Raw genomic sequence first — 23,294 nt, 5'->3', positions numbered from 1 at the left:
ACCCTGTGCGATCAAGTCAGTGCCGCGTAACGGGATGAGATGCGCGGAACCGATCCTGCCGTTAGGCGCGTCTTGGGGGGCGTGCGTCAAGGCTCGGGCGGCCACGGGGCCGCCATCCGCTTCCGTGCGACAGGGGGATTCCTCCTCGTCGCGCATCTTCTGCTCGTCGCGTGGCTCACGCTGCGTCCACTGGACGTGGCCTGGGTCAGCGCGGCCAACCTTCAGCCGTTCGCCGGCATCAAGGCGGATCTGGCACTCGGTCCCGCGCAGGCCGCCCGGCAGCTCGGCGGCAGTCTGCTGCTGCTCGCGCCGCTCGGTGTGCTGCTTCCGCTCGCCGGTGGGCGGGTCCATGTCTCGCCGCTCGGTTCGCTGGTGCGGACGGTCGCGGCGGGCGCGCTGATCTCGCTCGGCATCGAACTCCTTCAGACCGGGGTTCCGGGGCAGGTCGTCGACATCGACTCGCTGTTCCTGAACACGCTGGGCGTGGCCCTCGCCCACCTCGCGGTGGTGCCCGCGGTCAGGGCCAGGCTCCGCCGCCGGACTGACGGGGAGCATCACTCGGCCCTCCTGCGGGAGGACACGCCTCAGGGGCCGACCCCGACGATTCCCAGGGTCGGTATCGCACCCTAGAGCGACGCTTTGCCCGCTTCGTGAACGTAGCTTTGAGTCATCGGGGTACACGCCCCGGACCTCGGGGAACACGCCCCGGACCACCTGCCTACGGTTCACGAAGGAGCCCTCATGACCGCCCTTGCCCGCCCCACGAACGGCCGGATGATCGGCGGAGTCTGTGCCGCCCTCGCCAAGCGCTTCGGCACATCGGCGACCACGATGCGCGTGATCTTCGTGCTCTCGTGTCTTCTTCCCGGACCGCAGTTCCTGCTCTACATCGCCCTGTGGGTCCTGCTGCCCACCGAGAACAAGACCCGCCAGGCAGCCTGGTGATCCGGCGGCCCCCGTTGCCGCATAGGTACGCCGATGGGGCGCATCCCTGAAACAGGGGGTGCGCCCCATCGGCGTATGCGCGAACGGCGATGATCAGCCGAGCGGCAGACCGTTCAGCGGCAGGCCCTGCAGGGGCAGACCCTGGGTGGGCAGGGCGTTCGAGACCGGCAGGCCGCCGAGCAGACCGGAGGCCGGGTCGACGGGCTTGGCCGACCGGTCGGCGGCGGGCTTGGTGCTCTCGCCGAGCTTGGCGACGGTCGGCGCGGCGGCCTCCAGGGTGCTGCCGACCGCGTTCTGGCCGGCGGAGACCGCCTCGGGGCCACCGGCGGGCAGGTTGTCGGCGACCTGCTCCACGGGCAGCATCGCGGTGGCGGAGCCGAGCGCGTCCGTGGCGTCGGGCAGGGCCGGTGCTGCATTGGCGGCACCCGCGCCGACGGCGGCGAAGGCGGCGCCGAGAGCGGCAACACCGAGGGTCTTGGCGGCAGACTGCTTCATCTTCAATGCGTCCTTGATGACGGGGACTTTCGAGCGGCCCATGACCGTAAACATGCGATGGGGCAGTCCGCAAACAGCGAAACAGCAAAAACGCGGCCGGGAATTAATGTTCCCGGCCGCGTCCACATTGCTTCAAATTCTGTTACACATCGACAGAAGCCCTGGTAGAGGCGGTCTGACGGAACAGCCATTCGGACTTCAGCTCGGCATATCCGGGCTTGATGACGTCATTGATCATGGCCAGCCGTTCATCGAAAGGAATGAACGCTGATTTCATCGCATTGACTGTGAACCACTGCATGTCATCGAGCGTGTAGCCGAAAGTGCCGACCAAATGCTCGAATTCACGGCTCATGCTGGTGCCCGACATCAGACGGTTGTCGGTGTTCACCGTGGCCCGGAAGTGCAGCTTGCGGAGCAGGCCGATGGGGTGGTCGGCGTACGAGCTCGCGGCGCCGGTCTGGAGGTTGGAGCTGGGGCACATCTCCAGAGGGATGCGCTTGTCGCGCACGTAGCTGGCGAGGCGGCCGAGCTTGACCGTGCCGTCGTCGGCGACCTGGATGTCGTCGATGATCCGCACGCCGTGCCCGAGCCGGTCGGCGCCGCACCACTGCAGGGCCTGCCAGATCGAGGGCAGCCCGAAGGCCTCACCGGCGTGGATCGTGAAGTGGTTGTTCTCGCGCTTGAGGTACTCGAAGGCGTCGAGGTGCCGGGTGGGCGGGAAGCCCGCCTCGGCGCCCGCGATGTCGAAGCCGACGACGCCGAGATCGCGGTAGCGGTTGGCGAGTTCGGCGATCTCCAGGGCGCGGGCCGCGTGCCGCATGGCGGTGAGCAGCGCGCCGACGCGGATGCGGTGGCCGTTCGCCTTCGCGCGCCGCTCGCCCTCGCGGAAGCCTTCGTTGACGGCTTCGACGACCTCTTCGAGGGTGAGGCCCTGCTCCAGGTGCTGCTCGGGGGCGTAGCGGATCTCGGCGTAGACGACACCGTCCTCGGCGAGGTCCTCGGCGCACTCGGCCGCCACGCGCTTGAGGGCGTCCTTCGTCTGCATCACCGCGCAGGTGTGGGCGAAGGTCTCCAGATAGCGCGGCAGCGAACCGGAGTCGGCTGCTTCCCGGAACCAGATGCCCAGCTTGTCGGGGTCGGTCTCGGGCAGCCCCTCGTACCCGTTCTCGCGGGCGAGGTCGACGATCGTGCCGGGGCGCAGGCCGCCGTCGAGATGGTCGTGCAGGAGCACCTTCGGGGCGCGGCGGATCTGTTCGGCGCTGGGCGTTTCGCGGTCCGTCTGACCGGCGTTCGTGGTCTGGCTCGTCATCTCGGCACTCTAGCGCCTACGCGCGTAGATCTCACGGGTCGATACGTAACAGTGACCCCGCGGACGGGTGGCGTACACCGTTGCTTCTGACACTGTTCTGTCATGGCTCAGCAAGCGACGCCCGATTCCGCGCGCGCTGCCAGGCTCGGGCGCGTGATCCGCACCCGGCCCTCGGCGGTCAGCGGCGCGGTGCTGCTGCTTCCCGGCGGCCACGAGACCTCCGCCCGCAAGCCGTCCCCGTTCGCCGCGGGCGCGGTGCGCGCGCTCGGCCGCAAGCTGGCCAGGGACGGCTGCGACGAGGGGCTCGCGGTGCACGTCGTGCACTACCGCTGCCGCGGGTGGAACGGAGCGCAGGCGCAGCTCGCGCGGGACGCGGAGTGGGCGGCCGACGAGATCGTCCGCCTCTACGGCGACGTCTCGATCTGCCTCGTCGGCATGGACATGGGCGGCCGGGCCGCGCTGCGGGCCGGCGGCCACGAGGCCGTCAACTCCGTACTGGCGCTGGCCCCTTGGCTGCCCGAGGACGATGTGGCCGCCTCTCCCGAACCGGTGAAGCAGCTCGCGGGGCGGCGGGTCCTGATCGTGCACGGCACGAACGACGAGCGGACCGATCCCGAGCTGTCGTTCCGGCTCGCGGAGCGGGCGAAGAAGGCGAACCGTGAGGTGTGCCGGTTCGAAGTCCACTCCGACCGGCACCGGTTGCACCAGCACCAGGCCGAAGTCCAGGCACTGGCATCGGACTTCGTGATGGGCTCACTCTTCGGACACGCGTACGCGCGCCCCCTGGAGGACGCCCTTGCGGCTCCGCCGCCACTGGGACTGCGGATGCCGCTGGCCTCGGGCTTCGGGCAGTCGATGCGGCACTGAGCCGGGCCCCTGCCGGAGCTACTCCGGCAGCAGCCGCCCCCGCCTGCCCAGCAGGAACTTCTTGAACGCCGCCACCGGCGGCGTGTCCGGGTGGCCGTCCAGCCAGGCGACGCCGATCTCCCGCACCGCCCGCTGACCCGTCACCGTCAGTTCCACCACTCCCGGGCGGGGGACGGCCGGGGGCGGGAGCAAGGCCACACCCAGGCCCGCCGCCACCAGGCCCCGCAGCGTCTCCGCCTCCTCGCCCTCGAACGCGATCCGCGGCTTGAAGCCCGCCTCCTGGCAGAGGTCGTCCGTGATGCGGCGCAGGCCGTAGCCAGGTTCGAGGGTCACGAAAGCCTCCTCCGCGGCTTCCGCGAGCCGCACCCGCTTCCGTGAGGCCAGGCGGTGCTCGTCCGGTACGACCAGGCGCAGCCGCTGCTCGTCGAGGCGGCGGGCCACCAGATCGGGGGCGTCCGGCACGGGCGAGGTCAGGCACAGGTCGAGCTCCCCCGCCCGCAGCCGCTCGATCATCGCCTCCCCGTAGTTCTGTACGAGGCTGAAGCGGACCCTCGGGTGATCGGCACGGAAGGCGCGGATCAGGCCGGGCACGGTTTCCGACCCCATCGTGTGGAGGAACCCGAAGGCCACCTTGCCCGACGCCGGGTCCGCGTCCGCCCGTACGGACTCCGCGGCCCGCTCCACCTCGCCGAGCGCCCGTTCGACGGACGCGAGGAACGTACGGCCCGCAGGGGTGAGGGAGACCGTGCGGCCGTGGCGCGCGAACAGGTCGACGCCGAGGTCCTGTTCGAGGCGGACAAGGGCGCGCGAGAGCGTCGACTGCGGCACCTGCATCTCCTGGGCGGCCCGCGTGACGTGCTCCGTGCGCGCCACGCCCGCGAAGTACGCGAGGCGCGGCGAGAGCAGCGCGGACCAGGACTCCGGGGTCAGCTCGGCCGGCCCCGAGGCCGTCGCGCCGATGTCTCCTACGTAACTGCTCTGCGACAGACGCCGCTCTGTACTGCGCTCATGCACCATGGGAACGATTATGGCCAGTCCATGCATTGGACGGATGAGTCTTGTGTGCCTACGTTCGATGCATGCCTCCTGCCAGTAGCGGGGCGTCCGCCACCCACGCGGCCGCCCTTACCCAGCCGTCCCCTCGCACCGAACCCGCCGACACGCGCCTGAACCCCGGCGGCCCCGGCTATCGCCGGATGAGCTTCGCCCTGTTCCTCGCGGGTGTCGCCACCTTCGCCCTCCTCTACTCCACGCAGGCGCTGCTCCCCCTGGTCTCCGCCGGTTTCGGCGTCAGCGCGAGCACGGCGAGCTGGACGGTCTCGGCGGCCACGGGCGCACTGGCCCTCTTCGTCCTGCCCCTGAGCGCGCTCAGCGAGCGGTTCGGGCGGCGGACGCTGATGACGGTCTCGCTGACGGTCGCGGTGGTCGTGGGTCTTCTCGTCCCCTTCTCGCCCTCGATCGGCGTGCTCATCGCGCTGCGTGCGGTGCAGGGCGCGGCCCTCGCCGGGCTTCCGGCGTCCGCGATGGCCTTCCTCGCGGAGGAGGTCAGGCCCAAGGCCCTGGTCGCCGCGATCGGCATGTTCGTGGCGGGCAATTCCATCGGCGGCATGAGCGGGCGCATCATCACGGGCTGGGTCGCGCAGGCATGGGGCTGGCGCGTGGCCGTGGGCGTGGTGGGTGTCGTGGCCGTCCTGTGCGCCCTCGCCTTCCGGGCGCTGCTTCCCGCGCCGCGCCACTTCACCGCGGGCTCGCTCAACCCCAAGGCGCTCGGCAGGACGATCCGTTCGCACCTCTCGAACCCGCTGCTGTGCAGGCTGTACGCGATCGGCGCGCTGTTCATGACGGTGTTCGGCGCGGTCTACACGGTCATCGGCTACCGCCTCACCGAGGCCCCCTTCTCGCTCCCCCAGGGCATCATCGGCTCGATCTTCCTGGTCTACCTCGTCGGTACGGTCTCGTCGGCCGCCGCGGGCAAGCTGGTGACGCGGCTCGGGCGGCGCGGGGCGCTGTATCTAGCGGTGAGCACGACGGCGGGCGGTCTGCTGCTCTCCCTCTCCGACTCGCTGGTCACGGTCCTTCTCGGGCTCGTCCTGATCACCGCGGGCTTCTTCGCGGGCCACGCGGTCGCCTCCTCGTCCGTGAGCCGTACGGCGACCGAGGGGCGCGCGCAGGCTTCGGCGCTCTACCAGTCCGCGTACTACCTGGGCTCCAGCGCGGGCGGCACGCTCGGCGCGGTCGCCTTCCACGCCGGGGGCTGGGCCGGGACGGTGGGCCTGGGGATCCTCGCGGTGCTCGGCGTCGCGTCCATCACCGTCTGGGGGTCGCACGCGGCGCGCGTCCAGGAGCGGGAGCAGCGGCGGCGGGGGCTTGTGGCGGCGCACTAGCCGTACGGGGTTACCCCGCCGACCGTCCGGGGCGGCCTCACCAGCCGTCCGGAGCGGCCCTCTCCCACCTGCGGGTTTTCCTACTCCGGGGGCCGTTGTCAGTGGGCTGCGGTAGCTTCCGAAGTGCTGGGACTTTCGTGGCAGCCGCAGGGGTGGGTTGGGATGACGGACATCGCAGGGACGACGTCGGAACTGGACGTCACGCTGGAGAAGCACCGGGTCGAACTGACCGGGTACTGCTATCGCATGCTGGGCTCCGCCTTCGAGGCGGAGGACGCGGTGCAGGACACCATGGTCCGCGCCTGGCGGAGCTACGAGAAGTTCGAGGGCCGCTCCAGCCTCCGCTCGTGGCTGTACCGCATCGCGACGAACGTCTGCCTGGACATGCTGAACGCGGGCAACCGCCGCGCCCGGCCCATGGACCTGACCGCGGCGGCTCCGCTGGCGCAGGCCGCGCTCTCCCCCCGCCCGGACAACGTATGGCTGGAGCCGATGCCGGACGCGCGCATGCTGCCGTCCGTCAGCGACCCCGCGGAGGCGGCCGTGGCCAAGGAGTCCGTGCGGCTCGCGTTCGTCGCCGCCCTGCAGCAACTGCCGCCCAAGCAGCGGGCGGTGCTCATCCTGCGCGAGGTCCTCGCGTGGAAGGCCAGCGAGGCGGCCGAGCTCCTCGACACCTCGGTGGCCTCCGTCAACAGCGCGTTGCAGCGGGCGCGGGCGACGCTGGCCGAGGGGCCGGGGGACGACACCGCCGTGTCGGACCCCCTGGACGACGAGCAGCAGAAGCTCTTGGAGCGTTACGTCGCGGCCTTCGAGGGCTATGACATGGCGGCGCTGACGGCTCTCCTCCATGAGGACGCCATCATGACGATGCCCCCGTTCGACCTGTGGCTGCGCGGCACGTCCGACATCACCGGCTTCATGTCGACCATCGGCGCCTCCTGCGCGAACAGCCGCCTTTTCCCGGTCAACGTCAACGGCACGCCGGGCTTCGCCCACTACAAGCCCGACCCCGAGAAGGGTGGGTACGCGCCCTGGGCGGTTCAGGTCATCGAGATCTCAGAAGGGCGGATCGCGGGCTTCCACTGCTTCCTGGACACGCCCCGGTGGTTCCCGCTGTTCGGTCTCCCGACCCACCTCGACCTCAATGGGGAGCCCGACGAGGTCCAGTAGCTCGCGCAGGGCCGGGGCCGGGTTTCTTACGCGGATACGGCCGCCTGCGCGGCGGGCGGTGAGCTGGAGTCTTGCGAGGGCGTCTATCGCGGCGAGTACGGGCGGGCCGACGCCCGCCACGTCGCATACGAGGACATCCGCGCCGGTCGCTTGCAGCGTGGCGCGGGCCTCTTCGCAGAGGCGGTGCGTGGCCTCTCGGTCGAGGGTGCCGGTGAGGGTCAGGGTTGGCTGGGGTTTTCGGTCCATGGTGGGGGGACTGGGCTGCGGCGCGAAACTCATCGGTAGCTAGCGGTAGCCGCCGGTGGGTTCGCCTGCGGCGGGCTAGTCCCCAACCCCGCCCCTTCCCGAAAACTCGCTGGCGCGAGGGCCTTGGGTGCCGTTGATCACCGGCTTCGCCGAGTTCGTCCTCAAACGCCGGACGGGCTGAGATTTCCCCCGGGCCCGGCTGAATGGTTTCGGCCGGGCTGGAGATGTCCAGCCCGGCCGGCGTTTGAGGCCATCTTGTCGGGGGTCTGGGGGCGAAGCCCACAGTTTCGGGAAGGGGCGGGGCTGGGGAAAGCCCCGCAGGGACCGCCCGAACCCCCACCCCCCCTACGCGATGCGGTCCAAGACGATCGGCGTTGCCGAGAACGCCGTGCCCTCCGCCGCGATGTCGAAGGAGCCCTGCACCGCCTGCAAGGCGTACTCGAAGCGCTCGGGAGTGTCCGTGTGGAGGGTCATGAGCGGCTCCCCCGCGCGGACCTGAGCGCCGGGCTTCGCGTGGAGCTCCACACCCGCCCCCGCCTGCACCACGTCCTCCTTGCGCGCACGCCCCGCACCCAGACGCCACGCAGCGACGCCGACGTCGTACGCGTCGAGGCGGGTCAGGACGCCGGAGGACGGCGCCGTCACGACGTGCGTCTCCCGGGCCACCGGGAGCGTCGCGTCCGGGTCGCCGCCCTGGGCGGAGATCATCCGGCGCCACACGTCCATCGCAGAGCCATCGGCCAGCGCCTTCGCCGGGTCGACGTCCTTCAGACCGGCCGCGTCCAGCATCTCCCGCGCCAGGGCGAGCGTCAGCTCGACCACGTCCGACGGACCGCCGCCCGCGAGGACCTCCACGGACTCACGGACCTCAAGGGCGTTGCCCGCCGTCAGGCCGAGCGGCGTGGACATGTCCGTCAGGAGCGCCACCGTACGGACGCCGTGGTCCGTCCCCAGGCCCACCATCGTGGACGCGAGCTCGCGCGCGTCCTCCAGGGTCTTCATGAAGGCGCCGGTGCCGACCTTCACGTCCAGGACCAGCGAGCCCGTACCCTCGGCGATCTTCTTCGACATGATCGAGGAAGCGATGAGCGGGATCGCCTCCACCGTGCCGGTCACGTCCCGCAGCGCGTACAGCTTCTTGTCCGCCGGGGCCAGGCCGTCGCCCGCCGCGCAGATCACCGAGCCGACGCCGTCGAGCACGCTCAGCATCTCCTCGTTCGAGAGGAGTGCGCGCCAGCCCGGGATGGCCTCCAGCTTGTCCAGGGTGCCGCCCGTGTGGCCGAGGCCACGGCCCGACAGCTGCGGGACCGCCGCGCCGCACGCAGCGACCAGCGGGGCGAGCGGCAGCGTGATCTTGTCGCCGACGCCGCCCGTGGAGTGCTTGTCGGCGGTGGGGCGGGACAGGGACGAGAAGTCCATGCGCTCGCCGCTCGCGATCATCGCGGCCGTCCAGCGGGCGATCTCGCCGCGGTTCATGCCGTTCAGGAGGATCGCCATGGCGAGGGCCGACATCTGCTCGTCGGCGACCGCGCCGCGGGTGTACGCGTCGATGACCCAGTCGATCTGCTCGCCGCTGAGCTCGCCCCGGTCCCGCTTCGTACGAATCACGGAGATGACGTCCATGGCATAACCCCTCTTTGCGCCTTAAAACGGTGAGGCGACTCTACGCGCATAGAGCCGCGAGATGAAGACGGCCCCCACCCGTCGCACAGCAACAGGCAGGGGCCGTGCGTCAGTTGAGGTGCTCCGGGCCGAACGCGTCCGGCAGCATGTCCCCCAGTGACCGGATTCCGGCGGCCGTCTCCAGGAGGAGCGCGGGGCCGCCGAACTCGTAGAGCAGCTGGCGGCAGCGGCCGCACGGCATCAGGATCTCGCCCTTGCCGTCGACGCAGGTGAAGTGCGTCAGCCGGCCGCCCCCGGTGAGCTGGAGCTGCGAGACGAGACCGCACTCGGCGCACAGGCCAAGCCCGTACGAGGCGTTCTCGACGTTGCAGCCCGACACCGTGCGGCCGTCGTCCACGAGGGCCGCCGCGCCGACGGGGAAGCCCGAGTAGGGCGCGTAGGAACGGGACATGGCCTCGCGCGCGGCATCCCGCAGCGCGTCCCAGTCGGTATCGGTGTCGCCCTCGGTTTTGGTCACGTTCCTTGACCCTTTCGGTAGGGCTGGCCGTCCGCCTTCGGCATCCGCAACCGCTGGGCGGAGAGCGAGAGCACGAGCAGCGTGACGACGTACGGCGTCGCGGTGACCACCTGGTTGGGCACCTCGTCGGTCAAGCCGTACCACGCGAACATCAGCGCCGAGACGGCCGCGGTGATCACCGCGGGGACGTACCGCTTGCGCCATACGAGGTAGATCGCGCCGATGACCAGCAGGATCGCGAGGAGCAGGAGCAGCGCGTGCACGTTCGTGCCGCCACCCCGGAGCTTCAGGCTGTCGGTGTAACCGAACAGGCCCGCACCGAGCGCGAGTCCGCCCGGCATCCAGTTGCCGAAGATCATCGCCGCGAGGCCGATGTAGCCGCGGCCGCCGGTCTGGCCCTCCAGGTAGATGTTCGAGCCCACGAGCGACAGGAACGCGCCGCCGAGTCCGGCGAGACCGCCGGAGATGACCACGGCGAGGTACTTGTACTTGTAGACGTTCACGCCCAGGGACTCGGCCGCGACCGGGTTCTCGCCGCAGGAGCGCAGGCGCAGGCCGAACGACGTACGCCACAGGACCCACCAGCTCAGCGGCACCATCGCGACGGCGATGACGGTGAGCGGCGAGAGGTTCGTGATCAGGCCGCCGAGCAGCCCCGCGATGTCCGAGACGAGGAACCAGTGCTTCTCGTTCAGGTCCTGGAGCCAGTCGGAGAGGCCCGGCACGGAGAAGGTGCCCAGCGAGTCCACCGGCGGCGACTGCTTGGACGTACCGCCCTTCTCGCCCTCGAAGGCGAAGGTGGAGAGGTAGCGGGTGACGCCCAGGGCGAGGATGTTGATGGCCACACCGGAGACGATGTGGTTGACGTTGAAGGTGACCGTCACGATCGCGTGCAGGAGGCCGCCGAGCGCGCCGCCGAGGATGCCGAAGACGATGCCGACCCACGGACCCCACTGGTAGCCGGCGAAGGCGCCGAACCAGGTGCCGAGGATGAGCATGCCCTCGAGGCCGATGTTGACCACGCCCGCGCGCTCGGCCCACAGACCGCCGAGGCCCGCGAGGCCGATTGGCACGGCGAGGCGCAGTGCGGTGGACATCTGGCCGGTGGAGGTGATGCCGTCCGCGTCGGTGATCAGCCGGACCACGGACGTCAGGACGAGGACGCCCGAGATGATCAGGAGGAGGACGGGGAGCGATATGCGGCGGCGGCCCGGCGCGGGCTGCTTGACCGGGGGCTTGGCTACGGTTGCCGAGCTCATCGGGCAGCCACCTCCTTCACGGTGTTGTTGTCGCCGTTGCCGCTGTTACGGGCGGCCGCGGCCAGTTCCTCGCCGACGCGGCGCTGCTGGCGCTTGAGGCCCCAGCGGCGTACGGCCTCGTACGAGACGACGACCGCGATCACGATGAGGCCCTGCATGATCACCGCGATCTCCTTGTCGTACGCGACCGGGGTCGCGTAGTCGAGGGCGGGCGACGCCTTGTCGAGGAAGGCCCAGAGCAGCGAGGCGAACGCGATGCCGACCGGGTTGTTGCGGCCGAGCAGCGCGATGCCGATGCCGGTGAAGCCGAGCCCCGCGGGGAAGCTGAGGCTGTAGGTGTGGGTGTCGCCGAGCAGGATCGGCATGCCCGCGAGGCCCGCGACCGCGCCGGAGATCAGCATGGCGCTGAGCACCATGCGCTTGGCGTTGACGCCAGAGGCCGCGGCGGCCGACTCGGAGGCGCCGGTGGCGCGCAGGTCGAAGCCGAAGCGGGTGCGGTTGAGGACCAGCCAGTACAGGACGCCCGCGAGCGCGGCGATGATCACGAAGCCGTAGATCTCGCCGGACTCGCCCATGCTGATGCCGGGGAACCAGCCGGACTCGTGCATCTCGCCGGTGGTCTGGTTGTTGCCGACCGGGACACCGAAGTTGTCGGTGAGGGTCATGTAGCCGATGACGCTCGTCGCGATGGCGTTGAGCATGATCGTCGCGACGACCTCGCTGACCCCGCGGGTGGTCTTGAGGATGCCCGCGATGCCGGCCCAGAAGGCGCCGGTGAGCATGGCGACCAGCATCAGGAGCGGGATCTGGAGCGGGGCGGGGAGCGCCACGTGCGCGCCGACGACGGCGGTGACCATCGCGGCGAGGCGGTACTGCCCGTCCACGCCGATGTTGAACAGGTTCATGCGGAAGCCGACGGCCACCGCGAGCGCGGCCAGGTAGTACATCCCGGCCTGGTTGATGGTCAGTACCTGGACGTCGGAGTAGCTGATCTGCTCCAGCATCAGGGTGTACGGCTCGATCGGGTTCTTGCCCGAGGCGAGCAGCACGACCGAGGTCAGCGCCACGGCCACGACGAGTGCGATGACCGGTCCGGCCACCGCGAGGAGCACGCGCTCCTTGTCGAACTTCTTCATCGGGCCTCGTCCTCCGAAGTCTCGGCAGAGCCCTCTTCGGGTTCTTCTTCCACGTGTTCGAGGTGGCCGGATGCCGCGCCGGTCATCGCCGAGCCGAGCTCCTCGGGCGTGACGGTGGCCGGGTCGGCGTCGGCGACGAGCCGCCCGCGGTAGATCACGCGGAGGGTGTCGGAGAGGCCGATCAGCTCGTCCAGGTCCGCCGAGATGAGCAGGACGGCGAGTCCTTCCCGGCGGGCCTCGCGGATCTGGTCCCAGATCTGGGCCTGCGCGCCGACGTCCACACCGCGGGTGGGGTGGGCGGCGATCAGGAAGCGGGGCTTGTGGCTCATCTCGCGGCCGACGATCAGCTTCTGCTGGTTGCCGCCGGAGAGGGAGGCCGCCGTGACGTCGATGCCGGGGGTGCGGACGTCGTACTGCTCGACGATGCGCCGGGTGTCGGCCTGCGCGCCCTTGGGGTCGAGCCAGAAGCCTTTCGCGTTCGGCTTCTCGGTGACGTGGCCGAGGATGCGGTTCTCCCAGAGCGGCGACTCCAGGAGGAGGCCGTGGCGGTGGCGGTCCTCGGGGATGTAGCCGACGCCCTGCTCGCGGCGTTGGCGCGTGGCGAGGTCGGTGATGTCCTTGCCCGCCATGCGGATGACGCCGGAGTCGGCGTGCTTGAGGCCGATGAGGGCGTCGATCAGCTCGGTCTGGCCGTTGCCCTCGACGCCCGCGAGGCCGAGCACTTCGCCCTCGTGGATGGTGAAGGAGATGTGGTCGAGGAGGGCGCGGCCCGAATCGCCTTCGGCGAGCAGCTTGAGCTCCTCGACCTCGATCATCGCCCGGTCGGTGACCGTCGACTCGGCGGTCTCCGGGGTGGGCAGCTCGCTGCCCACCATCAGCTCGGCGAGCTGGCGCGGGGTCGTCTCCGAGGGGATCGCCGTACCGACGGTCGTGCCGCGCCGGATGACGGTGATGTCGTCGGCCACGGAGAGGACTTCGCCCAGCTTGTGGGAGATGAAGATGACGGACAGGCCCTCGGACTTCAGCTCGCGCAGGTTGTCGAAGAGCGCGTCGACCTCCTGCGGCACGAGGACCGCGGTCGGCTCGTCGAGGATCAGCGTGGTGGCGCCGCGGTAGAGGACCTTGAGGATCTCCACGCGCTGCCGGTCGGCGACGCCGAGGTCCTCGACCATGGCGTCGGGGCGGACCCCGAGGCCGTAACGCTCGGATATCTCGGCGATCTTGCGGCGGGCGGCGGCGCCGATGCCGTGCAGCTTCTCGCTGCCGAGAACGATGTTCTCCAGGACCGTGAGCTGGTCGGCGAGCATGAAGTGCTGGTGGACCATGCCGATGCCGCGCGCGATGGCGTCGGCGGGGCTGGAGAAGGTCACCTGGGTGCCGTCGACGGAGATGGTGCCCTCGTCCGGCTTCTGCATGCCGTAGAGGATCTTCATCAGGGTGGACTTGCCCGCGCCGTTCTCGCCGACGAGGGCGTGCACGGTGCCCTTGCGGACGATCAGGCGGATGTCGTGGTTGGCCACGACGCCGGGGAAGCGCTTGGTGATGCCGGTGAGTTCAACGGCAACGGCCTTGGCGGTGGACTTGCCTTTGTCGGGGCGGGTGGACGCGTCGATGGCGCACTCTCCTCGGGAATCCTCAGGAAAGGGGCCACCTACGCGCGTAGCGCCCCTGGTTCGACGGGAGTTGAGCTGTGGGCCGCGCGAACGGGGCGCGGGGGAAACCATCGTCCCCCACACCCCGTTCCGCGACCATCACGCTGTTGTTACGGCTGTGGCGAACGCCGTCGAAGCGGTCGCCGGGGCCGTCGTCACGGCTGGTCTTTGCCGGTACTTCCGGTCTTGCTGCTACCGGTGACGGCTGCCGTTACGGCGTCGACTTGACCTTGATCTTGCCGCTGGTGATGTCCTCTTCGGCCTTCTTCAGGGCAGCCTGGAGGTCGGCGTTCTTCTTGAACTCGGGGTTCGAGTCGGCAAGCGCGACGCCACCGGACTTGAGGTCGGCGCGGACGACGCCGCCCTCGGCCTTGTCGTCGGCGACGGACTTCGCCAGGTTGTACACCGACCCGGCGACATCCTTCGTCGCGGAGGTCAGGATGTACTTCTTGTACTTGGCGAGCGCGTCCTGCTTGTACTGGTCGGAGTCGACACCGATCGCCCAGACCTTCTTGGCGGCCGCGGCCTCGATGACGCCCTGACCGGAGAGGCCGGCCGCGTGGTAGACCACGTCGGCGCCGTCCTCGATCTGGCCCTGCGCGGCGGTCTTGCCCTTGTCGGGGCTGGTGAAGCCGCCGTCCTCGGCCTTCTCCGTCAGGTACTGCTTGACGACCTTGACCTTGGGGTTCGTGTCCTTGACGCCCTGGGTGAAGCCGGCCTCGAACTTGTGGATGAGCGGAACGTCCACGCCGCCGACGAAGCCGACGGTCTTGCTCTTGGTCGTCTTGGCGGCGGTGACGCCCGCGAGGTACGAGGCCTCCTGCTCGCTGAAGACGAGGTCCGCGACGTTCTTGGCCTTGACGGTCTCGTCGTCGACGATGCCGAAGGTGACCTTCGGGTACTTCGCCGAGACCTCCTTGACCGCCGGGGCGTAGGCGTAACCGACGCCGATCACCGGGTTGTAGCCCTGCTTGACGAGCTCGGTGAGGCGCTGGGTCTTGTCGGCGTCCGACTCCCCGTCGCTCGGCTCGACGGCCTTCTTGCCGATCTTCAGCTCTGTGGCAGCCTTGTCCATACCGGCCGTCGCGGCGTCGTTGAAGGACTGGTCGCCCTTGCCGCCGACGTCGTACGCGATGGCGACGCCCTTGCTCTTGCCGTCGTTCTTGGAACCGGCGGCATCGCTGGACGTGCCGCCGCAGGCGGTGGCGGATACGGCGAGTGCGGCGGTCGCGACGCCCGCTGCGGCAATTCGGGAAACCCGGCGCATAGAGAGGAACTCCTTATGTACAAGCAAGCACAAGCACGTACGAGCGCCTCACCTGGCGCTGATTTCGCCGCAGCGTAACGCGCGTAGACCTGACATAAGAACCCTTCTGTCCCGTCCGTTATCGAGCTGTGGCCGCGAGGTTGCGCGAGCATGTACGCAATGTGGGGCGCCCCTCACGCATGGACTCGCGCGAGGGGCGCCCCACCTGTCATTACGTCGGCCGCGACGGGTCAGGGCGCGGCCACGGCTCGGGCCACGGCTCGGGCTACGGCTCGGGCTACGGCGTGGTCTTGACCGTGACCTTGCCGTCCACGATGTCCTTCTCGGCCTTCTCCACGGCGGCGACCACGTCCTTCATCGCCGTGTACTTCGGGTTCGTGTCGGCGAACCCGACGCGGCCCGACTTCAGGTCGTAGCGCTGCTCGCCGGTGATCGGCTTGCCCTCCACGACCGACTTCGTCAGGTCGTAGACCGCGCCGCCGACGTCCTTGAGGGCCGAGCCGAGGATGTAGTCCTTGTACTTGGCCAGGGCCTTCTGCTTGTACTGGTCGGAGTCGACGCCGATCGCCCACACCTTCTGCGAGCCGGCCTCCTGGATCACGCCCTGCCCCGAGAGGCCCGCCGCGTGGTAGAGCACGTCGGCGCCCGCCTCGATCTGGCCGCTGGCCGCGTTCTGGCCCTTGTCGGGGCTGGAGAAGCCGCCGTCCTCGGGCTTCTCCGTCAGATACTGCTTCTCGATCTTGACCTTGGGGTTCGTGTCCTTGACGCCCTGTACGAAGCCCGCCTCGAACTTGTGGATGAGCGGGATGTCCACGCCGCCGATGAACCCGACATGATCGGCCTTGGTCGCCTTCGCGGCGGCGACACCGGCCAGATACGACCCCTGCTCCTCGTGGAAGACGAGGTCGGAGACGTTGTCGGCCTTGACGGTGTTGTCGTCGATGATCCCGAAGGTGGTCTTCGGGAACTTCTCGGCGACCTCCTTGATGGCGGGCGCGTAGATGTAGCCGACGCCGACGACCGGGTTGTAGCCCTGCTTGGCCAGCTGCTCGATCCGCTGGACCTTGTCGGCACTGGACTCGCCGTCGCCCGGCTCCATGTCCACGCCGCCGATCTTGAAGTCCTTGCGCGCCTTCTCGTAGCCGGCGAAGGCGGCGTCGTTGAACGACTGGTCGCCCTGGCCGCCGATGTCGTACGCGAGACCTATGCCCTTGTCGTCGTACTTCGAAGAGCCCCCGGCCTTGTCGCCCTTGCCCTCGTCGTCCGAGGAGGCCTCACTGCTGGTCTTGCCGCACGCCGATGCCGCGAGGGCGAGGGACGCCACCGCCACGGCCACTTGGGAGAGCCTTGATGCCCGGGCTCCCCGGATTCCACCGGACCCACCGGTTCCACGAGATCCTCGACGAAGACGCATAGGACGCACCCCTTACGTTCCCCAAAGCACCCTTGGCGGGGCCTGTTTGCGGCGCACAGTAACGCGCGTAGAAAGGGAGGGGAACGGGGTTTCGCGCTGCCGTTACCTATTCGTGCCGAGGGCCGGTTACGTCCGGGTGAACGGGTCCGTCGTAACCGGCCGATAGCGGTGGTTACCGGTAGGTGCCGTCGAGCAGCGCCGCCGCGGTGAACATCTCGACGCCCACCGTGATCGCCGACTCGTCCGCGTCGAAGTCGCCCTGGTGCAGATCGCGTACGGTGCGCTCGCCGGGCGTACGGACGCCGAGGCGGGCCATGGCGCCGGGCACGTGCTCCAGGTACCAGGAGAAGTCCTCGCCGCCCAGGCTCTGTTCGGTGTCCTCGACGGACTGCGTGCCGCGCCGCAGCTCCATGGAGTCGCGCAGCAGGTCGGTCACGTCCGGGTCGTTCACGACGGGCGGGACCCCGCGGATGTAGTTCACCTCGGACTTGGCGCGGTACAGGTCGGCGATCTCCTGGATGGCGCCGTGCACCAGGTCCGGGGCCTGCCGCCAGGCGGTGAGGTCCAGGCAGCGGACGGTGCCGGAGAGCTCCGCGTGCTGCGGGATGACGTTGCAGGCGTGGCCGGACTCGATGCGGCCCCAGGTCACCGCGAGCCCCGAGCGGGCGTCGATACGCCGGGCGACCAGGGCGGGGACCTCGGTGGCGACCTTGGCGGCGGCGGTGACGAGGTCGGTGGTGAGGTGGGGCCGGGCGGTGTGCCCACCGGCGCCGTCGAGCGAGACCTCGAGCCGGTCGCAGGCGGAGGTGATGGGCCCGTGCCGCAACCCGATCTTCCCCGCGTCGACGCGCGGATCGCAGTGCACGCCGATGATGCGCCCCACGCCGTTGAGCACTCCCGACTCGATGGCGTCGGGCGCGCCGCCGGGCAGGACCTCCTCGGCGGGCTGGAAGATCAGCCGTACGGGCTGCGGCAGTTGCCCCTGCTTCGCGAGCTCGGCGAGGACGAGACCGGCCCCGAGCACCACGGTGGTGTGCACGTCGTGCCCGCAGGCGTGGGCGCGGTCGGGCACGGTGGAGTGGTACGGGACGCCGAGCTTGGTGTCCGGGATGGGCAGGGCGTCGATGTCGGCGCGCAGGGCGAGCATGGGGCGTACGCCGTCCCACTGCTCGGTGCCGATGTCACAGACGAGCCCCGTGCCGATGTCGAGTACGCGCGGCTGCAGGCCGGCGTGTTCAAGCCGGGCCTTGAGGGCCGCGGTCGTACGGAACTCCTGGTTACCGAGCTCGGGGTGCATGTGCAAGTCGCGGCGGAAGGCGATGAGTTCGCTGCGCAGGGCGGCCGGGAGTGTGCCGGGGAGCGCGGCTTCCCCGGGGGCGCCCCCCGCGGCTTCGCCGGGCAGATCGGCCTCTGAATCTCGCTCGGGCCCTCGCCCGGACTCTCGCTCGGAATCTCGTGACATCAGTTGGTTCACCCTCTGAAGGGTAGGGCGAGCCAGGGACCAACTGACCCACGATCAACAAAAGTTCAGCCCGATAGGGTAAGAAAAAGTGGCCGCGTGGCGCATGAGCGCTACTTGAGATGGGTAAACTCTCCGCTTTTTCAGGGGATAAGGCACTGGTCATATGCGTACGTCCGCCTTCCCCGCCCCTTCCGTACGGACTCCGGACGGAATCCGTACGGAATCCGGGCGGCCTCTCGCTCACGCCTGGTCACGGATGTGGCTGGGCCACTCCACAGGTACCACGGGGGGCCTAGATCATGCGCATACGTCCATCGGCGTGGGCCGGGAGGGGCATGGGGTGCGGGTCCGGGGGGCGGATTGCAGGAAAGTCCCACGAGGTGGGCCGCTGAGGGTGATGGGGGCGGGACTTTTGTGCAATCGGCCTGGAGGGCCCTGGGGGGGTAGAGGACCTACTTGGCAAAGTTGCGTTCGGAAGGGAGGGGGGCGCGCGTGTTATGGAGTGCGCCTACAGTGAGGAAGGCTCCTCCTGCGTATACATAGCCCCCGGCGACACCCCCGCCGCCCTCATCGCGGCGGGCAAGGCGGGCCTCACGCCGTAGCCGTGATCCCCTGGGTCGTAGGTGGGGAAGCCACCGTCGCCAGGCGGTGTACGTCTCGGGCCGTCCCTGTGACGCCCGACAAGAAGCCCTCTGCTCGTGGCGAGGCGTTTTCCGTCAGCCAGGCCGGGTCGATGTCGCAGACCGCTACCCGGACCTCCGTGCCCGCCAGGGCCAGGGGGAGGGTGTGGACCACTGTCGAGGGGAAGCTCAGGATTGTGCTGCCGATCGGGCCCCGTCGGGCGATCAGTTCCAGCGGCAGATCCGGGCGGACCACCTGGAGGCCCGTTTCCACTGCCAGGCGGTGGAGTTTCTCGGCGCTTTCGCGGCGGTGGGCGAAGTAGCGTGTGGCGCCGTGTGCGCGGGACAGGGAGCGGACCGCTTCCACGTAGCGGTCGGGGTCCACCACTCCTGTTTCCACGAGGGACGTACCCACCAGGTCCGCGCCCTTGGAGACGCGAGGAGGGCCGAAGCGTTCCCGCGTCCAGGCGAACGTGTTCGACGTGATCCGCACCCCCGCCGGCGCCGAGTCGATCGGCATCGAGGAGAAGATCTCCACCGTGCGCTTGCCGCCCGGCGTCAGACGGCGGCGGGCCGAGGAGGAGATCGGGGCGAAGGCCAGGTCACGGATGCCGGGGCGGCCGCCACGCCGGTGCCAGCGCACCAGCCGCTCCCCCGCCGCCAGCTGCGCCACGAACTCCATCGTGGCCGTTCCGTCGTCCACGACTACCAGCGAGCGGGCCCGCGTGATGGTCAGCAAAAGTTGTACGTAGCGTGAGAACGGGTCGCCGATGACGATCCGGTCCGCCGCCCGCAGCGCGCCCGCGAGGCCGCCGATCGTCTGGAAGGGAGCAGCCGCGCCGCCGCGCGCCTCCTCCCAGCGGACGTTCAGGCCCTCGTCGCGGGCCAGCTGGGCCATGCGGCGCAACTGGCCGCGGGTCATGGGGTCGTTCGGGGAGAGGACGACGACGGTGAGACCCCCGGCCGGGCCGGTGGCCCCCGCCGAATGCGCCCACTCAAGGACGTTGAGGAGCTGCACAGGGCTCTCTACGAACGCCAGCGTGGTGGGCGGCGCCGCAGCAGTGGGGGCCGTCGGCCCGGCGGGTCGGGGGCTCATCGTCGTATGACCGTGTCCTGTCCTGGTGGAGGGGCCTGGTGAGGGGGCCCGGTGAGAGGCCCCGTCAGGAGCGTCCGCGCGCTCAGACCGCGACCGGCTCGCGCTCGGCCGCGTCCGCCTCGGCGACGACGCCCGCGACGCGGCGCAGCTTCTTCATCGGGCCGAGCTCCGACTCGTAGACCTTCTTGACGCCGTCACCGAGGGAGGCCTCGATGGTGCGGATGTCGCGGACGAGGCGGGTGAGGCCCTGGGGCTCGACGGAGGCGGCCTGGTCGGAGCCCCACATCGCGCGGTCCAGAGTGATGTGGCGCTCGACGAACGTGGCGCCGAGCGCGACCGCCGCGAGGGTGGTCTGGAGGCCCGTCTCGTGGCCGGAGTAGCCGATCGGGACGTTGGGGTACTCCTGCTGGAGGGTGTTGATCACGCGGAGGTTGAGCTCCTCGGCCTGCGCCGGGTACGTCGACGTGGCGTGGCACATCAGGATGTTGTCCGAGCCGAGGACCTCGACCGCGTGGCGGATCTGCTTCGGGGTCGACATGCCGGTGGAGAGGATGACCGTGCGGCCGGTGGCGCGCAGGGCGCGCAGCAGCTCGTCGTCCGTGAGCGAGGCCGAGGCGACCTTGTGGGCCGGGAGGTCGAACTTCTCCAGGAAGGCGACGGCCTCGGTGTCCCACGGGGAAGCGAACCAGTCGATGCCGCGCTTCTTGCAGTGCTCGGTGATGGCCTGGTACTCGGACTCGCCGAACTCCACGCGGTGGCGGTAGTCGATGTACGTCATCCGGCCCCAGGGGGTGTCGCGCTCGATGTCCCACTGGTCGCGCGGGGTGCAGATCTCCGGGGTGCGCTTCTGGAACTTGACCGCGTCGCAGCCGGCGTCGGCGGCCACGTCGATCAGCGCGAGGGCGTTGTCGAGCTCGCCGTTGTGGTTGATGCCGATCTCACCCGTGATGTAGACGGGCTGACCGGGGCCTGCGGTCTTCGAACCGAAGGTGCGCAGACGGGAGTTGGAGATCGCGGGGGTCGTGGAGCTCATGGCAGAACTTTCCTTACTTGTTGAGGGAGGGGCCGAGGATCCATGCGGCGATCTCTCGGATCGCGCCGTCACCACCGGGGAGTGCGGTGACCGCGCGTGCGGCGCCGCGTACGACGTCGTGGGCGCTCGCGACCGCCACGGGCCAGCCGACGAGGCCGAAGCACGGGAGGTCGTTGACGTCGTTTCCGACGTAGAGCACGCGCTCGGGAGCGATGCCCTGCTCCTCGCACCACTGCTTGAGTGCGAGGTCCTTGCGGTCGATGCCGTGCAGGACGGGAAGCTTCAGCTTCCTGGCCCGCGCGGCGACGACCGGGTTCTTCTCCGTGGACAGGATCAGCAGCGGGATGCCCGCGTCCCGCAGGGCCGCGATGCCGAGGCCGTCCCCGCGGTGTACGGAGACGAACTCCCGTCCTTCGGAGTCGATCAGCACCCTGTCGTCGGTCTGGGTGCCGTCGAAGTCGAGTACGACCGCGTCGATGTCGTCGCGGGTCGGAAGCGCGTCGGCCCGGCCGGAGTCGAAGAGCGGCGCGAGGGCGCGGGCGCGGGCGAGGTCGTGCGGGTCGTCGACCTCCAGGACGCGTGCCGGGTCCGTGCGGACCAGTTCGGTGCGGCCGAAGAAGCGGTGCTTGTGCTCGCGGAAGCCGGCCACGTCCATGGCGTAGACCGCGCCGGTCTCCAGGAGGTCCTGGGGGCGGTCCTGACGGCGCGGGCGGAAGGACTTGTCGTGGTTGACGCCGTAACCGCCGTCGGTCGCGGTCGCGTTGGCGACCTTCGTGGTGCCGCCCACCTCGCCGGTGCGCCGCGCGTCGAGGGCCGCGGGCTCGTCGTCGGCGTCGCGCCAGACGAAGCCGTGGAAGGGCGCCACGGTCAGTGCCGTGTCGGCGCCGCCGTCGACGATCGAGCCGACCACGCCGTCCACGTCCTCGCGGACGATGAAGGGGCTGGTGCACTGGACGAGCAGGACGACGTCGACCGCCTTGCCGTGCAGCGCCTCGTGCTCGTCCATCGCGTGCAGGACCGCGGCCTCGCTGGTCGCGGTGTCCCCGGCGATCGCCGCGGGGCGCAGGACCACTTCGGCGCCGGCCGCGCGTGCGGCCTCGGCGATCACGTGGTCGTCCGTGGAGACGACGACGTCCGTGACGAGCCGCGCGGCCAGGCACTCGCGGATGGCGCGCGCCACCAGGGGCACACCGCCGACCGGGGCGAGGTTCTTGGCGGGCACGCCCTTGGAGCCGCCGCGGGCCGGGACGACGGCGAGGACGCGGGGTGCGGAGGCGCCGCCTTGGTGGGTTCCCGCTGGGTGGGGGTGGGACATGGGGGCTCCTTGGGGGATGCCGTGAGTGCCTTGTCGGGGGAGGCCTTGCGGGGGGATCACAGCTCGCCCATCCGCCGGATGACGGGGGCCACGCGCTGCACCCCGTGCCGGTAGGCGCCGCGCGCCGCGCTGCGGACGGCCTGGCGCACCGGTCCCGGCTCGCGGTCCGCGGCGGGGACACCGGGCAGCGGGGCGCCGTCCGGGCCGAGGTGGTGGCGGGCCAGGATGCCGGGGAGGTATCCGGGGGCGGTGATGAGGCTGTAGTACGGGGCGATCGCGGGCAGCGAGGTCCTGGCGAGCAGCGACGCCACGCGTTCACGTGCCGCGTCGAAGGCCTTCTCGTACGTCCCGTCGGGCGCGACGCCCTGCCGCGCGACCCACTCCGGAGCGGCCTCGGGGCTGTACCCCGCGTCGATCTCGTCCCAGGACGCCAGGCATCCGGATCCGATGAAGTGGTGGTTGCCCAGCGCCTCGCGCACCCCGAGGTCGGTGAGGACCGCGGTGGGGATGCGGCGGTGCAGGGATTCGAGCGCGGCGGTGGAGCTGACCGTGACGAGCAGGTCGGTGCGGTCGAGAACCTCGCCCATGTTGCCGTACACGAGACGGCAGTTGGGCGGCAGGTCCTCGCCCTTGGCGAGCTTCTGGTAGGGCAGTTCCTCGATGTGCGTGGTGTGTTCGCCGGGCTTGCTGCGCAGCTTGATCAGGACCTCGCGGTCCGGGTGCAGACGTGCGTGCTCGACCATGCGGCGCAGCAGGTACGTGCGGTGTGCGCGGCTGTCGGGCACGGAGGGCTGTGCCGCGAAGACGACCGTGTACGGGTCGTGCTTCTGGTCCTTTCCGGGATAGGCCGCGCCGCCGAGGAACGGCAGCGCGCTCTCCACGACGCCCGACGCGTCGGCGCCCACTCCCTCGTATACGGCGCGGAAACGCTCCGCGTCCTGGCGGGAGTTGGCGAGGACGACGTCCGCGCCGTGCCGGAGCAGCAGGCCGTCGGCGAGCTTCTCGTAGACGACGCCGACGTAGCCGGTGACGACGACGGGGCGCTTTCCGGAGCCTGCGGCGTCCGCCGCCACCCGGGCGAGTCCGTGCAGGACCGCCTGGACCGCGCCGCCCACGAGGGCGAGCACGATCACGTCGGGTGCTTCGCGCTCGACCTCGCGCAGGAACTCGATCGCGGTGACTTCGCGGAGGGAGTCCGCGCGCACCCCGACCTCTTCGAGCTGGCGGACGGTGGGCGTGGCCCGGCCGCGGAGGAGGCGTCCGTCGAGGCGTGTGTCCGCGCCCTCGGCGGTGAGGCGGCTCGCGGTGAGCGCGCCCCATTTCCACCGGGTGTCGGAGTCGGCGAGCACGGTGATCCGTGTCGTCCCGCTGTTGCTTGCTGGCACAGCCAAGACGCTAGGAAGGCATTGAGATTGGCGGCCCAACTCAGATGCAACAAACGGTTAACAGAATGCCGACGAATGGCGAATCAGGCCGGGAAA

The 23,294-nt window shown here is 70.1% G+C and carries 21 protein-coding genes; 5 read left to right on the top strand and 16 right to left on the bottom strand.

What is annotated here, in order from left to right; genetic code table 11:
• Nucleotides 1-39: 39 nt before the first annotated feature.
• Nucleotides 40-630, top strand: a complete 591-nt coding sequence (locus tag ABZ906_RS35055; protein WP_361389803.1) for a VanZ family protein — start codon at nucleotides 40-42, stop codon at nucleotides 628-630.
• Nucleotides 631-741: 111 nt separating this feature from the next.
• Complete coding sequence (locus ABZ906_RS35050) at nucleotides 742-945, top strand: PspC domain-containing protein (protein WP_361182077.1); 204 nt, start codon at nucleotides 742-744, stop codon at nucleotides 943-945.
• A 93-nt stretch (nucleotides 946-1,038) separates the two neighbouring features.
• Here ABZ906_RS35050 and ABZ906_RS35045 read toward each other — a convergent pair whose 3' ends face one another.
• Together ABZ906_RS35045 and ABZ906_RS35040 are read right to left on the bottom strand one after the other, a co-directional pair.
• Nucleotides 1,039-1,440 carry an ATP-binding protein gene (locus tag ABZ906_RS35045; protein ID WP_361182500.1) on the bottom strand — a complete coding sequence of 134 codons (402 nt, stop codon included), beginning with the start codon at nucleotides 1,438-1,440 and terminating at the stop codon, nucleotides 1,039-1,041.
• A gap of 142 nt (nucleotides 1,441-1,582) precedes the next feature.
• The gene (locus ABZ906_RS35040) at nucleotides 1,583-2,752 is read right to left on the bottom strand and encodes an adenosine deaminase (RefSeq protein ID WP_361389801.1); all 1,170 of its coding nucleotides are present in this window, start codon (nucleotides 2,750-2,752) and stop codon (nucleotides 1,583-1,585) included.
• A 102-nt stretch (nucleotides 2,753-2,854) separates the two neighbouring features.
• Between ABZ906_RS35040 and ABZ906_RS35035 the strand changes: the two genes are divergently transcribed.
• Nucleotides 2,855-3,619, top strand: a complete 765-nt coding sequence (locus ABZ906_RS35035; protein ID WP_361389799.1) for an alpha/beta hydrolase — start codon at nucleotides 2,855-2,857, stop codon at nucleotides 3,617-3,619.
• 18 nt (nucleotides 3,620-3,637) lie between these two features.
• On the opposite strand, the gene ABZ906_RS35030 is transcribed toward ABZ906_RS35035, so the two are convergent.
• Nucleotides 3,638-4,636, bottom strand: a complete 999-nt coding sequence (locus ABZ906_RS35030; protein WP_361389797.1) for a LysR family transcriptional regulator — start codon at nucleotides 4,634-4,636, stop codon at nucleotides 3,638-3,640.
• A gap of 62 nt (nucleotides 4,637-4,698) precedes the next feature.
• On the opposite strand from ABZ906_RS35030, the gene ABZ906_RS35025 reads away from it, so the two are divergent.
• Nucleotides 4,699-6,003: an MFS transporter gene (locus ABZ906_RS35025; RefSeq protein ID WP_361389795.1), complete on the top strand. Its 1,305-nt coding sequence runs from the start codon at nucleotides 4,699-4,701 to the stop codon at nucleotides 6,001-6,003.
• 162 nt (nucleotides 6,004-6,165) lie between these two features.
• The gene (locus tag ABZ906_RS35020) at nucleotides 6,166-7,173 is read left to right on the top strand and encodes a sigma-70 family RNA polymerase sigma factor (RefSeq protein WP_361182083.1); all 1,008 of its coding nucleotides are present in this window, start codon (nucleotides 6,166-6,168) and stop codon (nucleotides 7,171-7,173) included.
• On the opposite strand, the gene ABZ906_RS35015 is transcribed toward ABZ906_RS35020, so the two are convergent.
• The 13 genes from ABZ906_RS35015 to ABZ906_RS34955 form a co-directional block, all read right to left on the bottom strand.
• Nucleotides 7,060-7,419 carry an STAS domain-containing protein gene (locus tag ABZ906_RS35015; protein ID WP_361389793.1) on the bottom strand — a complete coding sequence of 120 codons (360 nt, stop codon included), beginning with the start codon at nucleotides 7,417-7,419 and terminating at the stop codon, nucleotides 7,060-7,062. The genes ABZ906_RS35020 and ABZ906_RS35015 overlap by 114 nt on opposite strands.
• A 345-nt stretch (nucleotides 7,420-7,764) precedes the next feature.
• A complete protein-coding gene (locus ABZ906_RS35010; RefSeq protein WP_361389791.1) occupies nucleotides 7,765-9,042 on the bottom strand; it encodes a thymidine phosphorylase in 1,278 nt (425 codons plus the stop codon).
• A gap of 109 nt (nucleotides 9,043-9,151) precedes the next feature.
• The gene (locus ABZ906_RS35005; RefSeq protein WP_361182089.1) at nucleotides 9,152-9,559 is read right to left on the bottom strand and encodes a cytidine deaminase; all 408 of its coding nucleotides are present in this window, start codon (nucleotides 9,557-9,559) and stop codon (nucleotides 9,152-9,154) included.
• A complete protein-coding gene (locus tag ABZ906_RS35000) occupies nucleotides 9,556-10,818 on the bottom strand; it encodes an ABC transporter permease (protein WP_361389789.1) in 1,263 nt (420 codons plus the stop codon). The genes ABZ906_RS35005 and ABZ906_RS35000 overlap by 4 nt, the downstream gene beginning before the upstream one ends.
• Nucleotides 10,815-11,954, bottom strand: coding sequence for an ABC transporter permease (locus tag ABZ906_RS34995; protein WP_361389787.1), 1,140 nt, complete (start codon nucleotides 11,952-11,954; stop codon nucleotides 10,815-10,817). Before ABZ906_RS34995 ends, ABZ906_RS35000 begins: the two co-directional genes overlap by 4 nt.
• Nucleotides 11,951-13,678 carry an ABC transporter ATP-binding protein gene (locus ABZ906_RS34990; protein WP_361182094.1) on the bottom strand — a complete coding sequence of 576 codons (1,728 nt, stop codon included), beginning with the start codon at nucleotides 13,676-13,678 and terminating at the stop codon, nucleotides 11,951-11,953. The genes ABZ906_RS34995 and ABZ906_RS34990 overlap by 4 nt, the downstream gene beginning before the upstream one ends.
• 139 nt (nucleotides 13,679-13,817) lie before the next feature.
• Nucleotides 13,818-14,873 (bottom strand): BMP family ABC transporter substrate-binding protein, encoded by a 1,056-nt coding sequence (locus ABZ906_RS34985; protein WP_361182096.1) that lies wholly within the window; start codon nucleotides 14,871-14,873, stop codon nucleotides 13,818-13,820.
• A gap of 277 nt (nucleotides 14,874-15,150) precedes the next feature.
• Nucleotides 15,151-16,203 (bottom strand): BMP family ABC transporter substrate-binding protein, encoded by a 1,053-nt coding sequence (locus tag ABZ906_RS34980; RefSeq protein WP_361182502.1) that lies wholly within the window; start codon nucleotides 16,201-16,203, stop codon nucleotides 15,151-15,153.
• Between the two features lie 256 nt (nucleotides 16,204-16,459).
• Nucleotides 16,460-17,749 (bottom strand): M20 family metallopeptidase, encoded by a 1,290-nt coding sequence (locus ABZ906_RS34975; protein ID WP_361389785.1) that lies wholly within the window; start codon nucleotides 17,747-17,749, stop codon nucleotides 16,460-16,462.
• 591 nt (nucleotides 17,750-18,340) lie between these two features.
• A complete protein-coding gene (locus ABZ906_RS34970) occupies nucleotides 18,341-19,465 on the bottom strand; it encodes a hypothetical protein (RefSeq protein ID WP_361389783.1) in 1,125 nt (374 codons plus the stop codon).
• Between the two features lie 82 nt (nucleotides 19,466-19,547).
• On the bottom strand, nucleotides 19,548-20,477 hold the full coding sequence (locus ABZ906_RS34965; protein ID WP_361182504.1) for an N-acetylneuraminate synthase family protein: 930 nt from the start codon (nucleotides 20,475-20,477) through the stop codon (nucleotides 19,548-19,550).
• A gap of 34 nt (nucleotides 20,478-20,511) precedes the next feature.
• Nucleotides 20,512-21,813 carry an acylneuraminate cytidylyltransferase gene (locus tag ABZ906_RS34960; RefSeq protein ID WP_361389781.1) on the bottom strand — a complete coding sequence of 434 codons (1,302 nt, stop codon included), beginning with the start codon at nucleotides 21,811-21,813 and terminating at the stop codon, nucleotides 20,512-20,514.
• A 56-nt stretch (nucleotides 21,814-21,869) separates the two neighbouring features.
• The gene (locus tag ABZ906_RS34955) at nucleotides 21,870-23,198 is read right to left on the bottom strand and encodes a DUF6716 putative glycosyltransferase (protein ID WP_361182102.1); all 1,329 of its coding nucleotides are present in this window, start codon (nucleotides 23,196-23,198) and stop codon (nucleotides 21,870-21,872) included.
• Between the last annotated feature and the right edge of the window lie 96 nt (nucleotides 23,199-23,294).

The organism is Streptomyces sp. NPDC046925, from assembly GCF_040644915.1.
Taxonomy (GTDB): domain Bacteria; phylum Actinomycetota; class Actinomycetes; order Streptomycetales; family Streptomycetaceae; genus Streptomyces.
This window is presented reverse-complemented; position numbering and strand designations above follow the sequence as displayed.

What these genes read in the sequence shown, in the direction of transcription:
- ABZ906_RS35055 (WP_361389803.1), top strand. Translation starts at nt 40, where the DNA reads ATGCGCGGAACCGATCCTGCCGTTAGGCGCGTCTTGGGGGGCGTGCGT.
- ABZ906_RS35050 (WP_361182077.1), top strand. Translation starts at nt 742, where the DNA reads ATGACCGCCCTTGCCCGCCCCACGAACGGCCGGATGATCGGCGGAGTC.
- ABZ906_RS35045 (WP_361182500.1), bottom strand. Translation starts at nt 1,440, where the DNA reads ATGAAGCAGTCTGCCGCCAAGACCCTCGGTGTTGCCGCTCTCGGCGCC.
- ABZ906_RS35040 (WP_361389801.1), bottom strand. Translation starts at nt 2,752, where the DNA reads ATGACGAGCCAGACCACGAACGCCGGTCAGACGGACCGCGAAACGCCC.
- ABZ906_RS35035 (WP_361389799.1), top strand. Translation starts at nt 2,855, where the DNA reads ATGGCTCAGCAAGCGACGCCCGATTCCGCGCGCGCTGCCAGGCTCGGG.
- ABZ906_RS35030 (WP_361389797.1), bottom strand. Translation starts at nt 4,636, where the DNA reads ATGGTGCATGAGCGCAGTACAGAGCGGCGTCTGTCGCAGAGCAGTTAC.
- ABZ906_RS35025 (WP_361389795.1), top strand. Translation starts at nt 4,699, where the DNA reads ATGCCTCCTGCCAGTAGCGGGGCGTCCGCCACCCACGCGGCCGCCCTT.
- ABZ906_RS35020 (WP_361182083.1), top strand. Translation starts at nt 6,166, where the DNA reads ATGACGGACATCGCAGGGACGACGTCGGAACTGGACGTCACGCTGGAG.
- ABZ906_RS35015 (WP_361389793.1), bottom strand. Translation starts at nt 7,419, where the DNA reads ATGGACCGAAAACCCCAGCCAACCCTGACCCTCACCGGCACCCTCGAC.
- ABZ906_RS35010 (WP_361389791.1), bottom strand. Translation starts at nt 9,042, where the DNA reads ATGGACGTCATCTCCGTGATTCGTACGAAGCGGGACCGGGGCGAGCTC.
- ABZ906_RS35000 (WP_361389789.1), bottom strand. Translation starts at nt 10,818, where the DNA reads ATGAGCTCGGCAACCGTAGCCAAGCCCCCGGTCAAGCAGCCCGCGCCG.
- ABZ906_RS34995 (WP_361389787.1), bottom strand. Translation starts at nt 11,954, where the DNA reads ATGAAGAAGTTCGACAAGGAGCGCGTGCTCCTCGCGGTGGCCGGACCG.
- ABZ906_RS34990 (WP_361182094.1), bottom strand. Translation starts at nt 13,678, where the DNA reads ATGGTTTCCCCCGCGCCCCGTTCGCGCGGCCCACAGCTCAACTCCCGT.
- ABZ906_RS34985 (WP_361182096.1), bottom strand. Translation starts at nt 14,873, where the DNA reads ATGCGCCGGGTTTCCCGAATTGCCGCAGCGGGCGTCGCGACCGCCGCA.
- ABZ906_RS34975 (WP_361389785.1), bottom strand. Translation starts at nt 17,749, where the DNA reads ATGTCACGAGATTCCGAGCGAGAGTCCGGGCGAGGGCCCGAGCGAGAT.
- ABZ906_RS34970 (WP_361389783.1), bottom strand. Translation starts at nt 19,465, where the DNA reads ATGAGCCCCCGACCCGCCGGGCCGACGGCCCCCACTGCTGCGGCGCCG.
- ABZ906_RS34960 (WP_361389781.1), bottom strand. Translation starts at nt 21,813, where the DNA reads ATGTCCCACCCCCACCCAGCGGGAACCCACCAAGGCGGCGCCTCCGCA.